Source organism: Streptomyces sp. NPDC004732, assembly GCF_040609235.1.
GTDB lineage: Bacteria > Actinomycetota > Actinomycetes > Streptomycetales > Streptomycetaceae > Streptomyces.
This window is the reverse complement of sequence record NZ_JBEXJR010000006.1, coordinates 601,401-615,730: the sequence shown is the minus strand read 5'-3', so window position 1 is coordinate 615,730 and position 14,330 is coordinate 601,401. Positions and strand designations below refer to the sequence as shown.

At 70.6% G+C, this 14,330-nt stretch carries 11 protein-coding genes; 8 read left to right on the top strand and 3 right to left on the bottom strand.

Annotated features, from left to right (window positions below; all coding sequences use genetic code 11):
* Positions 1-404: 404 nt before the first annotated feature.
* Together ABZV77_RS21445 and ptsP are read left to right on the top strand one after the other, a co-directional pair.
* The gene (locus ABZV77_RS21445) at positions 405-854 is read left to right on the top strand and encodes a PTS glucose transporter subunit IIA (protein ID WP_150182667.1); all 450 of its coding nucleotides are present in this window, start codon (positions 405-407) and stop codon (positions 852-854) included.
* A 77-nt stretch (positions 855-931) separates the two neighbouring features.
* Positions 932-2,602: a phosphoenolpyruvate--protein phosphotransferase gene (ptsP, locus tag ABZV77_RS21440; protein WP_356258958.1), complete on the top strand. Its 1,671-nt coding sequence runs from the start codon at positions 932-934 to the stop codon at positions 2,600-2,602.
* Between the two features lie 59 nt (positions 2,603-2,661).
* On the opposite strand, the gene ABZV77_RS21435 is transcribed toward ptsP, so the two are convergent.
* Together ABZV77_RS21435 and ABZV77_RS21430 are read right to left on the bottom strand one after the other, a co-directional pair.
* Positions 2,662-3,555 carry a hypothetical protein gene (locus ABZV77_RS21435; protein ID WP_356258956.1) on the bottom strand — a complete coding sequence of 298 codons (894 nt, stop codon included), beginning with the start codon at positions 3,553-3,555 and terminating at the stop codon, positions 2,662-2,664.
* Between the two features lie 89 nt (positions 3,556-3,644).
* Positions 3,645-5,630 carry an acetoacetate--CoA ligase gene (locus ABZV77_RS21430; RefSeq protein WP_356258953.1) on the bottom strand — a complete coding sequence of 662 codons (1,986 nt, stop codon included), beginning with the start codon at positions 5,628-5,630 and terminating at the stop codon, positions 3,645-3,647.
* A 215-nt stretch (positions 5,631-5,845) separates the two neighbouring features.
* Between ABZV77_RS21430 and ABZV77_RS21425 the strand changes: the two genes are divergently transcribed.
* A complete protein-coding gene (locus ABZV77_RS21425; protein WP_356258950.1) occupies positions 5,846-8,209 on the top strand; it encodes a glycoside hydrolase family 31 protein in 2,364 nt (787 codons plus the stop codon).
* Positions 8,210-8,319: 110 nt separating this feature from the next.
* On the opposite strand, the gene ABZV77_RS21420 is transcribed toward ABZV77_RS21425, so the two are convergent.
* Positions 8,320-8,850: an NUDIX domain-containing protein gene (locus tag ABZV77_RS21420; protein ID WP_356258948.1), complete on the bottom strand. Its 531-nt coding sequence runs from the start codon at positions 8,848-8,850 to the stop codon at positions 8,320-8,322.
* Between the two features lie 72 nt (positions 8,851-8,922).
* On the opposite strand from ABZV77_RS21420, the gene ABZV77_RS21415 reads away from it, so the two are divergent.
* From ABZV77_RS21415 to glpK, 5 genes are all read left to right on the top strand, one after another.
* Positions 8,923-9,729: a M15 family metallopeptidase gene (locus ABZV77_RS21415; RefSeq protein ID WP_356258945.1), complete on the top strand. Its 807-nt coding sequence runs from the start codon at positions 8,923-8,925 to the stop codon at positions 9,727-9,729.
* A gap of 258 nt (positions 9,730-9,987) precedes the next feature.
* A complete protein-coding gene (locus tag ABZV77_RS21410) occupies positions 9,988-10,413 on the top strand; it encodes a zinc ribbon domain-containing protein (protein ID WP_356259041.1) in 426 nt (141 codons plus the stop codon).
* The gene (locus tag ABZV77_RS21405) at positions 10,410-11,600 is read left to right on the top strand and encodes a lipid-transfer protein (protein WP_356258942.1); all 1,191 of its coding nucleotides are present in this window, start codon (positions 10,410-10,412) and stop codon (positions 11,598-11,600) included. The genes ABZV77_RS21410 and ABZV77_RS21405 overlap by 4 nt, the downstream gene beginning before the upstream one ends.
* 417 nt (positions 11,601-12,017) lie before the next feature.
* Complete coding sequence (locus tag ABZV77_RS21400) at positions 12,018-12,773, top strand: MIP/aquaporin family protein (protein ID WP_356258939.1); 756 nt, start codon at positions 12,018-12,020, stop codon at positions 12,771-12,773.
* A 22-nt stretch (positions 12,774-12,795) separates the two neighbouring features.
* Positions 12,796-14,316 carry a glycerol kinase GlpK gene (gene glpK, locus ABZV77_RS21395; RefSeq protein ID WP_356258936.1) on the top strand — a complete coding sequence of 507 codons (1,521 nt, stop codon included), beginning with the start codon at positions 12,796-12,798 and terminating at the stop codon, positions 14,314-14,316.
* The last annotated feature ends 14 nt before the right edge of the window (positions 14,317-14,330 follow it).

The window sequence follows — 14,330 nt, the reverse complement described above, 5'->3', positions numbered from 1 at the left end:
CTATCAGACTCTTTCGTGTCCGACTTCCTCGGTGCCTTTCCGGTTCCCGCTCCGGCCTTTCGGCTTTCGCGTTTCCCTTTCCGGCGGTTCCGACTTTATCAGGTCTCATTCGACTCTCTGACCACGGTCACCGCAGACATGCGGAACCGGACCCAGGGATAGGATCTGACTAGAAGGATGCCGCTGGGACCGGACGCTTACTGCGTCCCACGGCCCCAGGCAGGAGTACGACTGTACATCGGGCCCCGGGCGGGCGCAAATCGTTCGTGCACTGCCTCTACGTCCGCCAACCGGGACCACTCATGCGGAACCGGGACTTCTTATGACTTACCCTTCTGAACAGTGCGTCGTCCAGGACAGGTAGTGACGGCGGCTATGTATCTCCACCCCCTGGGAGGCTTGCCATGACCAGTGTTTCGTCCCCGCTTGCAGGACGTGCCATTGGGCTCTCTGCTGTACCGGATCCCGTGTTCTCAGGCGCCATGGTCGGGCCCGGCACGGCTATCGATCCCGCGCGCGAGCCCTCCGAGGCCGTCTCTCCCGTGGACGGCATCGTCGTCTCCCTCCACCCTCACGCCTTCGTGGTGGTCGACGACCAGGGTCACGGCGTGCTGACGCACCTCGGCATCGACACCGTCCAGCTCAACGGCGAGGGCTTCGAGCTCCTCGTCAACAAGGGTGACACCGTGCAGCGCGGCCAGGCCGTGGTGCGCTGGGACCCGTCGGCCGTCGAGGCCGCCGGAAAGTCGCCGGTGTGCCCCATCGTGGCGCTCGAGGCCACCGCCGAGTCCCTCTCCGACCTCGTCGAGGACGGCGAAGTGAAGGCCGGCGACGCGCTCTTCAGCTGGAAGTGACCTCATCGCCGTCTCTGACGGCACGCAGGACAACCACCGCGGCGGCTGGGCCCGTCGCACAACCGGAGACGGGTGAAATGGAGACAACGCTGCGAGGCGTCGGTGTCAGCCACGGTGTGGCGGTCGGCGAGGTTCGGCACATGGGTACGGCGGTTCTCGAGCCGCCGGCGAAGCAGATTCCCGCGGAGGAGGCCGAGCGCGAACAGGGGCGCGCCCGCCAGGCCGTGGAAGCTGTGGCGGCCGACCTGAATGCGCGCGGCAATCTGGCCGGTGGCGAGGCCCAGGCGGTGCTCGAGGCGCAGGCCATGATCGCTCAGGACCCGGAGCTCATGTCCGACGTCGACCGGCGCATCACCGTCGGCAGCACGGCCGAGCGCGCTGTCTACGACGCGTTCTCCCACTACCGCGAACTGCTCGCCGGTGCCGGTGAGTACATGGCCGGTCGGGTGGCGGACCTCGACGACGTGCGGAACCGCATCGTCGCGCGCCTGCTGGGCGTGCCGATGCCGGGTGTCCCGGACAGCGACGAGCCGTACGTACTGATCGCGCGTGACCTCGCGCCTGCGGACACCGCGCTGCTCGACCCGGCTCTGGTGCTCGGCTTCGTCACCGAGGAGGGCGGGCCCACGAGTCACAGCGCGATTCTGGCGCGTGCGCTCGGAGTGCCGGCCATCGTCGCGCTGCCGGGCGCCGGTGAGCTCGCCGAAGGCACGGTCGTGGCCGTGGACGGCAGCACCGGTGAGATCTTCGTGAACCCGAGCGCGGAGAAGCGGGCGCAGCTCGAGGCCTCCGCCGCCGAGCGCAAGGCCGCGCTGGCCGCGTCGACCGGTCCGGGCGCGACGTCCGACGGGCACAAGGTGCCGCTGCTCGCCAATGTCGGCGGTCCCGCCGACGTACCGGCCGCCGTCGAGGCGGGGGCCGAGGGTGTCGGCCTGTTCCGCACCGAGTTCCTGTTCCTCGACGACAGCAGTAAGGCGCCGTCCGAGGAGAAGCAGGTCGAGGCGTACCGCAAGGTGCTCGAGGCATTCCCCGAGGGCCGTGTCGTCGTGCGTGTGCTGGACGCCGGTGCCGACAAGCCGCTGGACTTCCTGACGCCCGCCGATGAGCCGAACCCGGCGCTCGGTGTGCGCGGGCTGCGGTCGCTGCTCGACCACCCCGAGGTGCTGCGGACGCAGCTGACCGCGCTGGCCAAGGCCGTCGAGGGGCTGCCCGTCTACCTCGAGGTCATGGCGCCGATGGTGGCAGACCGTACGGACGCCAAGGCTTTCGCGGACGCGTGCCGTGAGGCGGGGCTGCAGGCGAAGTTCGGTGCGATGGTCGAGATTCCCTCGGCCGCGCTGCGGGCGCGCTCGATCCTTCAGGAGGTCGAGTTCCTTTCGCTGGGCACCAACGACCTCGCGCAGTACGCCTTCGCCGCCGACCGGCAGGTGGGTGCGGTGTCCCGGCTGCAGGACCCGTGGCAGCCCGCGCTGCTCGACCTGGTCGCGCTGTCCGCCGAGGCGGCGAGCGCGGAGGGCAAGAGCTGTGGCGTGTGTGGCGAGGCGGCTTCCGACCCGCTGCTCGCGTGTGTGCTGACCGGTCTGGGTGTCACCTCTCTTTCGATGGGTGCGGCGTCCATTCCTTACGTGCGCGCGACGCTCGGCAAGTACACGCTGGCCCAGTGCGAGCGTGCCGCGTCTGCGGCGCGTGCCGCGGACAGTGCGGAAGAGGCTCGCAAGGCCGCGCAGGCGGTGCTGTCGGGCGAGTAGCCGACGAGCTTGCTTTTTCGAGGGCCGCCCCACCGTTCGGTGGGGCGGCCCTCGGGCGTTCAGTGCGTGTGTCCCCCAGCGGGGTCCTCCGCTTCGAGGCGGGGTGCCGCGCAGTAGTCGACGCCGGATTCGGGGGCGACGAGCTCGCCGGAGATGGCGTCGGTGCAGTAGGCGTCGAAGACCTCCGCCGCGGTGAGGGGCTGGAGTCGGCCGCCGTTCATGCGCCAGCCGTGGACGCGGTCGCGGGTGCCTTCGGCGCTGGAGCGCAGCACCATGCCAGCTGCTCGGTGGGTGGCGATGCCGACCGCGAGGACCGTGGCGAATTCCAGGGCCTCGGTTTCGTCGAGCTGGGCGCGGCCGTCGGCGTCCACCTCGACGTGGAGTGCGGCGAGGAGGGTTTCGGGGTCGGAGGGAACGCTGCAGACCAGGTGGCGGGTGCCGGGTCGAGTGGTGTCGAGGGCCTGGGTGATGAGTGCGGAGGCCCGGGCGAAGGCGGCTCGGCCGATGTCCTCGCCGCAGGTCGCGCAGGTTCCTGCGCGGGCGAGCACGACCGTCGCGTACTCCCAGGTGGCCCGGCGGACCGCCTCGTCGACGAGGTCGGGGACGAGGTCGGTGAGGGGCTGGCCCTCGTAAGGAACGGTGGGGCCGCCCGATGCCAGCGCGGCAGTGAAGCGGCTGCGGCTGTCCGGGGCGTCCGGGTTCAGTCCGGTCTCCGCGCAGTACTCCTGGAACTCCTCGGGGTCGAAGAGGGCGACGGTGGTGTGCCGGCCCTGGGCGGCGAGGGTTCTGAGGAGGCCTTCGACCTGCTGGAGGTAGGTCTCGTGGTCGTCGAAGGTGAAGGTGCGGTAGCGGCGCATGGCCGCGAAGTCCTCTTCGTCGGCCAATAGGCCGATGGTGCCGACGACTTCGCGGCGCAGTGCGCGTCGCATCGTTTGGTTCCGGGTGTGCGCCATGACTTCCCCCTGCATTCGGTCGATCAATGCTCACTCACAGTAACGAGAGGCACTGACAACGGCCGCTGAGCTGCGGGAAGGCGCGACGGTCAGGAGCGCTTGCGGGCCAGGTCCGCGTAGAAGTCGAGGAGCTCGAGGCGGTCGACGGAGCCCGGATTGACCGCCTTGTCCAGAGGTGTGCCCTGCAGGAGGCGCTTGACCGGGACCTCGATGCGCTTGCCGGTGAGGGTGTGCGGGATGCCGGGGACCTCGATGACCTCGTCGGGGACGTGGCGCGGGGAGAGCTGCTCGCGGATCGTCAGCTTGATCCGGTCGCGGAGGGTGTCGTCGAGGGTGGCGCCTTCGGCGAGGTGGATGAAGAGCGGCATCCAGTAGCCGCCGTCGGGCTGTTCGACGCCGATGACGAGGGACTCGCGGATCTCCGGGAGCCGTTCGACGGCTTCGTAGATGTCGGCCGAGCCCATGCGGACGCCCTGGCGGTTGAGCGTGGAGTCGGAGCGGCCGTGGATGACCACCGAGCCTCGTGAGGTGAGGGTGATCCAGTCGCCGTGCCGCCAGACGCCGGGGTAGGTGTCGAAGTAGCTGTCGTGGTAGCGGACGCCGTCCGGGTCGTTCCAGAAGTGGATGGGCATCGACGGCATGGGGTTCGTGACGACCAGTTCGCCGACCTCGTCGGTCAGCGGCTTGCCGTGCGGGTCCCAGGCCTGCAGGTCCGTGCCCAGGCAGGGTGCCTGGAGCTCCCCGATGTGCACGGGAAGGGTCGGGACCGCTCCGGCGAAGCAGGAGCAGACGTCCGTGCCACCGCTGACCGAGGCCGTCCACAGGCCGCCGGGCGTGTCGGCGAACTCGTCGTGCAGCCAGCGGAAGCCGTCCGGGGGCAGCGGGGAGCCGGTCGTGGCGACGCAGCTGACGCGGGAGAGGTCGAAGTCGCGGGCGGGGTGGACGTCCGCCTTGCGGCAGGCCATGACGTACGCGGCCGACGTACCGAAGAGGGTGGCTCCGGTGCGCTCGGCGATGCGCCACTGGGCGGCGGTGTCGGGATGACCGGGGCTGCCGTCGTACAGGACGATCGTGGTGCCCGTCAGCAGGCCGGAGACGAGGAAGTTCCACATCATCCAGCCGGTCGAGGTGTACCAGAAGAAGCGGTCGTCGGGGCCGAGGTCGCAGTGCAGGCCGAGCTGCTTGAGGTGTTCGACGAGGATGCCGCCCTGGGACTGGACGATCGCCTTGGGCAGGCCGGTGGTGCCGGAGGAGTAGAGCACCCACAGGGGGTGGTCGAAGGGCACGGCTTCGAAGGTGGGGGCGGTGTCCCCCGAGGTGAGGGCCGACCATTCCAGGGCGCCTTCGGGGGCTTCGGTGCCGAGGAGCGGGATGTGGACGACCGCGCGGAGGCTGGGCAGTTCGGAGCGGAGCTCGGCGACGGTGTCGCGGCGGTCGTGCTCCTTGCCTCCGTAGCGGTAGCCGTCGACGGTGAACAGGACGACCGGTTCGACCTGCTGGAAGCGGTCCAGGACGCTGCGGGCGCCGAAGTCGGGGGCGCAGGAGGTCCAGACGGCGCCGACGGCGGCGGTGGCCAGGAGGGCAACGACGGCCTGCGGGACGTTCGGCAGGTAGCCGCTGACGCGGTCCCCGGGGCGTACGCCGAGGTTGCGCAGTTCCGCCGTCAGGGAGCCGACCTGGTTGCGCAGCTCGGCCCAGGTGACGGGCTGCGGCTCGTGGCTCTCGTCGACGTACAGGAGGGCCGGGGTGTCCGCGCGCGCGGGGTCGTCGGCGGCGCGCAGTGCGTGCTCGGCGTAGTTGAGGGTCGCTCCGGGGAACCACTCGGCACCGGGCATGGTGCGGTCGCCCAGTACGCGCGCGTAGGGGGTGGTGAAGCGGACGTCGAACCAATCGGTGACGGCCTTCCAGAACGTCTCCAGCTCGGTCACCGACCAGCGGTGCAGCGCCTCGTAGCCGCCGTCGGCCGGGGCTCCGTAGTGCTCGGCGGCCCAGGCCTGGAACCGGGTGACCTGCGCTTCGGCGATCCTTTCCGGGCTCGGCTGCCAGAGCGGCGCAGGGTTCGCTGAGGACGTCATGGGGCGGCTCCCGGACTGTACGCGTCGTATGCGTGTGGAGTGCGCACGTGCTGGGTGTGCGCGTGAACACGGCTGCAAGGGACGATGCCACGTGATCGACTTCCGCACCAGGGTGTGCCTCACACAGTCAGCCCCGCCGTTATGTGCCGTCGCCCCAGGTGAACGGCCAATGAACGGGGCACACATACGGCCTCTTCGGTGGCAGGGTGAGCAGCATGAACGGTCGTGACCTGGTGCGTTCGGTGAAGGCGGTCGGCATGGTCGGCACGGCGCAGGGGTTGCGCACGGTGCGCTCCTCGTGGCGCCGGTGGCGGGCGGACGCGGCGGCGCTCGAACCTCCGGGAACGGAGCGCGCCCGGGTGCCCGGGGCGGTGACAGCGATGGAGCCGGAGCCGGGTGGCGGTGTGGTGCGGTTCGCCCGTGCTGAGCTGCGGGTGCAGGTGACCGCGGGCGGGGCGGTCTTCCTGGGGTGGGACGGGGCGGCGCCCGAGCCGTCGTACGCGTTGGCGTGCCGCAGCCCCGATCCGGATCCGCGGGCCGTCCTCGAGCCCGACACGGAGGGCGGCTGGCGGGTCGTCTCGGAGCGGGTGACGGTCGTCGTCTCGCGGTTCGGTGCGGTGGAGCTGCGCACGCCGGGCGGAGTGACGCTGCGGCGGGATCTGCCGCCTCGCTGGTGGGAGCGGGCCGACGGCGGCACGGCCCGCTGGGTGCAGCGGTCGGAGGTGCCTGCGGACGCGCGGTTCTTCGGTCTCGGCGGCCGGTCCTCGGGGCCTCGGCTGCGGAACGGGACGTATCGGCTGTGGAACACGGATCCGGGCGGCTCCTTCGGGCCGGGCGACGACCCGCTGTACATCACCATGCCGGTGCAGCTTGTGGTGGCCGATGCCGCCACGCATCTGGTGTTCCACGACAACACGTGGGAGGGCGCGGTCTCGGTCCACGAGGGCGTGGAAGGCGCCGGGTCCGGTCATGACCGGGGTGGTTCGTGCGAGGTGCGGATGAGTGGCGGTCCGCTGCGGTACTGGGCGATGGTCGGCACTCCCGCGCGCGTGCTGCACACCTGGGCGTCGCTCACCGGTCCGCCCGCGCTGCCGCCCTCCTGGGCGCTCGGGCACCATCACGCGCGGTGGGGCTTCGGCAGTGAGCAGGAGGTGCGGCGGATCGTCGCCGGTTATCAGGAGCGCGGGCTGCCGTTGGATGCGGTGCACCTGGACATCGACCACTACGAAGCGCACCAGGTGTTCACCGTCGACCGGGACCGGTTCCCCAAGCTGCCGCAGTTCGCGGACGAGTTGCGCAAGGGCGGGATCCGGCTCGTCTCGATCGTCGACCCCGCGGTGAAGTCCGAGCGGGGTGTCGAGGCGTACGACAGTGGTGTGGCAGCGGATGCCTTCGTGCGGGATGCGACGGGGCGGCCGGTGCGTGGTGTCGTGTGGCCCGGGGAGGCGGTGTTCCCGGATTTCACCGACCCACACGCGCGGGAGTGGTGGGGCACGCTCTACAAGGAGCGTCTCGATCAGGGGTTCTCGGGTTTCTGGCACGACATGAACGAGCCGGTGTCGTTCGCCGCGTTCGGCGAGGCGACGCTGCCGCGGTCGGCGCAGCACTCCCTGGAGGGGCGCGGTGGTGACCATCGGGAGGCCCACAACGTCTACGGCCTGGGGATGGCTCATGCCGGGTACAGGGCGCTGCGTGAACTGCAGCCCGAGGAGCGGCCCTTCTTGTTCTCGCGTTCCGGGTGGGCGGGAATGCAGCGCTACGGAGGGACCTGGTCCGGGGATGTGTCGACGGGGTGGCCGGGGCTGCGGGCGTCGCTGTCGCTGGTGCTGGGGCTCGGGTTGTGCGGGGTGCCGTACTCGGGTCCTGATGTGGGCGGGTTCGACGGCAGTCCGTCGCCGGAGCTGTATCTGCGGTGGTTCCAACTGGGTTCGTATCTGCCGCTGTTCCGTACGCATGCGGCGATCGGGGCGGGTCGTCGTGAGCCGTGGGAGTTCGGCGACGAGGTGCTCGGGCACGCGCGCGAGGTGCTCGTCGAGCGCAGGCGGCTGCTGCCGTACTTCGTGACCCTCGCCCATCTCGCGCGGCGTACGGGTGCCCCCTATGTGCGGCCGTTGTGGTGGGGGAACCCTGAGGACAGGGCCTTGCGGGACTGTGAGGACGCGTTCCTGCTCGGCGATTCGTTGCTGGTGGCGCCGGTTCTGGAGAGCGGTGCGGTGCGGCGGGCGGTGCGGTTGCCTCAGGGGCGCTGGTACGACACGGCGACCGGCAAGTCGTATGAAGGGCCCGCGAAGGTGGTGGTGGACGCTCCGCTGTCGCGCATTCCGGTGTTTGCGCGCGCGGGCACGGTGTTGCCCGTGCGTGGCTGCGACGGAGGCCTGGAGCTGGAGGCGTGGGCGCCCGCCGAGGGGCGTTCGGGTGGTGGCCTCGTGGTGGCCGACGCGGGCGACGGGTGGGCGGAGGCGGAGCTCGAACGGTTCACGTCGCGGTGGAGCGAGGGGCGGGTGGTCGTCGAGCGGGAGGGTGGCGAGGACGGACCCGCACCGGGGCGTCCGGTGCGGGTCCGGGGTGTGGACGGGTGAGGGTCAGCCGCGACCGGGGCCTTGGGGGCCGGAGGCGGCTGCTGGGTGGCCGGGGACTGCTGGCCGGGGGCTGCTGAGAGGCCGGTGACGGGGTCGGGACCGGCCGCGGGTCAGTAGCGGCCCTCGAACCACGCGTGTGCCGCCAGTGTGTGCAGCGGGAAGGCGAGCTCGTCGGGGCGGCGCAGCAGGCCCCAGCCTTCGGTCTCGTCCGTCGGCGCGGACTCCGGCAGGTCCGTGACGGGCCGCTCGGGCAGGACGCCGAAGAGCAGGAGGTGCCCGTCGGACGCGCTCATGGCGTCGGCCAGGCGGACGTCGCGGCTCTCCGCTCCGATGCCGGTCTCTTCCTTCAGCTCTCGCACGACGGCGTCGCGCCAGTCCTCCCGGTCGTCGATGAACCCGCCGGGCAGCGCGATGCCTCCCCGCGCGGGAGCGATGGTTCGGGTCACGACGACCAGGCCGGTGCCCTGGGTGTCGTACACGGGCTGCAGGGCGATCGCCACGGGCAGCGGATTGCGGTAGGCCACCGCGCCGCAGTGGGCGCAGGTGCGGGGCCAGCTCGTGGGCCGGTCCTCGTAGGACGTTCCACAGCTCGAACAGTGGGAGCCTGGAACGGAGTTGGTGGAGTGTGGGGATGCGGACACGCCGCGGACTGTATCCGATCCCTGTCGCGCCGGTCTTTCGCGGGTGGCGGTGATCCTGATAGACGCAGGGGCATGACAGGACTTGTCCCCGCTCTGCGGAATCTCGCCGTCTGTGCCGCCGCTCTGCTTTCCGTGGCCGCCGCCCCCTCCCCCGCGCACGCGCGGGCCGAGCCGAAGGCTCCGAAGGAGTTCGTCGCGCTGCGCGACGTCGACCCGACGATCATTCAGGAGATGCGCTACTTCACGCCGCACAACTTCGTGGGCGAGCCCGTCGACGGCTACAAGAAGCCGATGTGCATCCTCACCGAGCCCGCGGCGAAGGCCCTGCACAAGGCGCAGCGCCAGCTGTTGCGCAAGGGCTACTCCCTGAAGGTGTACGACTGCTACCGGCCGCAGCGGGCCGTCGACCACTTCGTGCGCTGGGCCGAGGATCTCGCCGATGAGCGCATGAAGGCGGAGTTCTATCCCCATGTCGACAAGTCGCGGCTGTTCGAGGACGGTTACATCGCGGAGAAGTCCGGGCACAGCCGGGGCTCCACCGTGGATCTGACGGTGGTCAGGCTGCCCGCCCTGCCGACCAGGCCCTACGTCCCCGGGGAGCCGCTCAAGCCGTGCTTCGGGCCGCGCGGCGAGCGCTTCCCCGACAACTCGGTGGACATGGGGACGGGCTTCGACTGCTTCGACACGCTGTCGCACACGGACGACCCCCGGATCGGCGGGAAGCAGCGCGCCAACCGCGATCTGCTGCGCAACGCGCTCGGCAAGGAGGGGTTCGTCAACCTCCCCGAAGAGTGGTGGCACTACACGTACAAGCCCGAGTCGTTCCCCGACACCTACTTCGACTTCCCCGTCTCGCGGAGGTCGCTGTACGGGAAGTGAGGACGGATGGCACCAGAGGTGCTGCAGGGGGTGTCCGGGACCACCCCCGTCGGCCCCGGACACCCCCTACCGATACTCGGACGCCAAAGAAGGCAGTCCGGTTCACTGCGTCCCCCCGGATTTCACCCCTCCGGCGAAAGTCGGCCACCTCCTGACGGAATCCGGTACCCCCTGACGAAAGGCGGTTGCCCGTGGCACACTTCTGACGTTCCGTCAGATCCAGCGCCTGGAGGAGCCTTGTCGCGCAAGCGCACACCCGTGGTGGCCAACTGGTTCGCCGGGGAGGACGACGACTTCCGCCTTCTGGGCACGCGCTGCTCGGCGTGCGCCTCCGTCTTCTTCCCCCGCGAGGACGGGTTCTGCCGCAACCCCGGCTGTGAGGGCGGGGAGCTGGCCGAGGTGCCGCTGTCGCGGCGCGGACGCGTCTGGTCGTACACCGACGGCCGCTACCGACCACCGCCTCCCTACGCCTCGGACCCGGAACTCCCCTGGGAGCCCTACACGTTGATCGCTGTGGAGCTGGCGGCGGAGCGGATGGTGGTGCTCGGACAGTCGGTTCCCGGGGTCTCCGTGACCGATCTGGAGGTCGGCATGGAGGTGGAGCTCGTCCCCGGGGTGCTGAACGAGGACAGCGGGACGATCTGGACGACATGGCACTGGCGTCCCGTGGGGGTGAGCGCATGAGCGGCGAGGTGGCGGTGCTCGGCGCGGGCATGCACCCCTGGGGCAAATGGGGGCGCGGATTCGTCGAGTACGGAGTGGCGGCGGCGCGCACAGCGCTGGCGGACGCCGGTGTCGAGTGGCGGGACGTGGGGTCCATCGTCGGGGCGGACACGGTGCGCGGCGGCTATCCGGGGTATGTGGCCGGGGCGACGTTCGCCAAGGCCCTCGGCTGGCAGGGCGCGCGCGTGGCGAGCGTGTACGCGGCCTGCGCGTCCGGCGCCCAGGCGATCAACACGGCGCGCACGCAGATCCTCGCGGGCATGGCCGACGTGGTCCTGGTGGTCGGTGCCGACGCGGCGCCCAAAGGGTTCTTCCGACCGGCAGGCGGGGACCGGCCCGACGACCCCGACTGGCTGCGGTTCCGCGCCCTCGGCGCGACCAACCCCGCCTACTTCGGGCTGTACGCGCGCCGCCGGATGGCCGTGCACGGCGACACCCTGGAGGACTTCGCCCAGGTCAAGGTGAAGAACGCCGCGGTGGGCGCGCTCAACGCCAACGCGCGCTACCGCAAGGCCGTCACCGCCGAGGAGGTCGCCGCGTCCGCCGTCGTGGCCGATCCGCTGCGGCTGCTCGACATCTGCGCCACCTCGGACGGGGCCGCGGCCCTGGTGCTCTCCAGCATGGAGTTCGCACGCCGTCGCGGCGCACCGGACCCGGTGCGCATCCGCGCGGTGTCCACGGTCACCCCGACGTATCCGACGACGGTGCTCGACCTGCCGGACATCGCCACGGACTCGGCGGCGGGCGTGGACCCCGCCGACGGGACGTTCCGCGCGTCCATCGCGCGGGCTGCGTACGAAGAAGCGGGCATAGGCCCCGAGGACATATCGCTGGCCGAGGTCTACGACCTGTCGACCGCCCTGGAACTGCAGTGGTACGAGGATCTGGGCCTGTGCGGCGAGGGCGAGGGCGCCAAGCTGCTGCGCGACGGGGTGACGGCGCCGGGCGGACGCGTGCCCGTGAACACCAGTGGGGGCCTCGCTTCCTTCGGGGAGGCCGTGCCCGCTCAGGCAATCGCCCAAGTCTGCGAGGTGACGTGGCAGTTGAGGGGGGCGGCAGGGGCGCGTCAGGTCGATGGGGCGCGTGTGGGGGTCACCGCGAACCAGGGGCTGTTCGGTCACGGCTCCTCGGTCGTCGCGGTGCGCTGAGGCCTCTCGGCGGGCCCATGGGCGGCTCGGCGGGCCCGCGGGGGATCCACGGCCCGGGGGCCCGCCACGGGCGCTGTGGAGGAAGCCCACACGCCGGTTAACCGTTGCCGTCCGCGACCTTGACGCTCCATCACCATCGGTGAACACTTCCGGGTGTCAGTCGGCGTCGCCGCACCTCGGCTCCCCGCGCTCAGAGCGTCCGCGCGCGCTAAGGGTCGGCCCAAATGGCCTGCTCAACGGGTCATCCCCCATCGGCGATCCGACTGTGACGGCACGCTCGCCATGGGCGCCGGGAGAGGCTCGGGAGACCTCTGCCTCCGGCTGCGTCAGCCGGGCGTATCCAGGCGGTAGTCGTGGGAACGCACCCTGCACGGAGGACCGGGGCGGACCGCCCCGGGCGAGGTCCTAGGAGCCGCCATGTACTCGAACGGGGACATCTTCGTCGGTGAGGTCATCGGCACCGCGATTCTGATTCTGCTCGGCGCCGGTGTGTGCGCCGCCGTCACACTCAGCCATTCGAAGGCGAAGGCCTCCGGATGGGTCGTCATCGCCTTCGGATGGGGCTTCGGCGTGCTCGCCGGCGCGTACACCGCGGGCCCGCTCTCCGGTGGCCATCTCAACCCGGCCGTCACGCTCGGCATCGCGATCGACACCGGGAAGTGGGACAAGGTCTGGATCTACGTCCTCGGGCAGATGGTCGGCGCGATGCTGGGCGCCGTCCTCGCCTACCTGGTGTACCTGGCGCAGTTCAACGCCAACGTCACGCGGGGCGCGAAGGGCGACTCGGAGGGCGTGCACGTGCCGACGCCGACGCTCGGCATCTTCTCCACCATCCCGGAGATCCGTAACCCGGTCGCCAACATCATCACCGAGGTCATCGCGACCGTTGCCCTGGTGCTGCCCATCCTGGCCTTCGGGCTCACCAAGGGGCTCGGCGAATCCGGCACGCAGACGCTGATCGTGGCCTTCCTGGTCGTCGGTATCGGCCTCTCCCTCGGTGGCCCCACGGGCTACGCCATCAACCCGGCGCGCGACCTCGGTCCGCGCATCGTGCACACGTTCCTGCCGATCCCCAACAAGGGCACGTCCGACTGGAGCTACGCCTGGGTTCCGGTGGCCGGGCCGCTGATCGGCGGAGCTCTCGCGGGCCTCATCTACAACGCAGCCTTCTGAGTCTTCTCATCAAGGGGTAGCCATGCCGGACAGCTCCGAGAAATTCGTCGCCGCCATCGACCAGGGCACCACGTCGAGCCGCTGCATCATCTTCAACCAGGACGGCGCGATCGTCGCCGTGGACCAGCGCGAGCACCGCCAGATCTTCCCCAAGCCCGGCTGGGTGGAGCACGACGCCACCGAGATCTGGTCCAAAGTGCAGGCGGTGGTCGCGGGGGCGATCGCCAAGGCCGGGCTCCGCGCCGACCAGCTGAGCGCGCTGGGCATCACCAACCAGCGGGAGACCACGGTCCTGTGGGACCGCGCGACCGGCAAGCCCGTGCACAACGCGATCGTCTGGCAGGACACCCGCACCGCGGCGCTCTGCAACGAACTGGGCGGCGCGGACGGCCAGGACCGCTTCCGCGAGCAGACAGGACTGCCCCTGGCGAGCTACTTCTCCGGGCCCAAGGCCGCCTGGCTGCTCGACAACGTGCCGGGGCTCAGGGCCCGCGCCGAGCGGGGCGAAATAGCCTTCGGCACCATCGACTCCTGGCTGATCTGGAACCTCACGGGCGGCACCGACGGCGGCAAGCACGTCACCGACGTCACCAACGCGGGCCGCACCATGCTGATGAACCTGGAGACGCTCCAGTGGGACGCGTCGATCCTGTCGGCGATGAACGTCCCCGAAGCGGTCCTTCCGGAGATCAGGTCGTCGTCCGAGGTGTACGGCACCGCGGTGGGCCAGCTCTCCGGAGTGCCCGTCGCCTCCGCCCTCGGCGACCAGCAGGCGGCCGTCTTCGGACAGGCCTGCTACGACACGGGGACGGCCAAGAACACGTACGGCACGGGCAGCTTCCTGCTGCTCAACACCGGCAACCGGCCCGTCCCCTCGAAGAGCGGACTGCTCACGACGATGGGCTACAAGATCGGCTCCGAGGCGCCCGTGTACTGCCTGGAGGGGTCCATCGCGATCACCGGCGCCCTGGTGCAGTGGTTCCGGGACCAGCTCGGCATCATCCGCAACGCGGATGAGATCGAGACGCTGGCGGCGAGCGTGGACGACAACGGCGGGGCGTACATCGTGCCTGCGTTCTCCGGCCTCTACGCCCCCTACTGGCGTTCCGACGCGCGCGGTGTCGTCACCGGGCTCACCCGGTACGTCACCAAGGCGCACCTCGCACGCGCCGTCCTGGAGGCGACGAGCTGGCAGACACGCGAGGTCGTGGACGCGATGTACCAGGACTCCGGGGTGCGGATCACCACCCTCAAGGTGGACGGCGGCATGACCAAGAACAACCTCCTGATGCAGCATCAGGCGGACGTCCTGGGGGTGCCGGTGATCCGTCCCAAGGTCTCCGAGACCACGTGTCTGGGGGCGGCGTACGCGGCAGGGCTCGCGACCGGCGTGTGGAACGACCTCGACGAGCTCAAGGCGCACTGGCAGCAGGACGTCGAGTGGACGCCGCGCATGGACGCCGACTCCCGGGACCGCGAGTTCCACAACTGGCGCAAGGCTGTGGAGCGGAGCTTCGGCTGGCTCGACGAGGACGGGGGCTGAGCCGAGCGGGACTG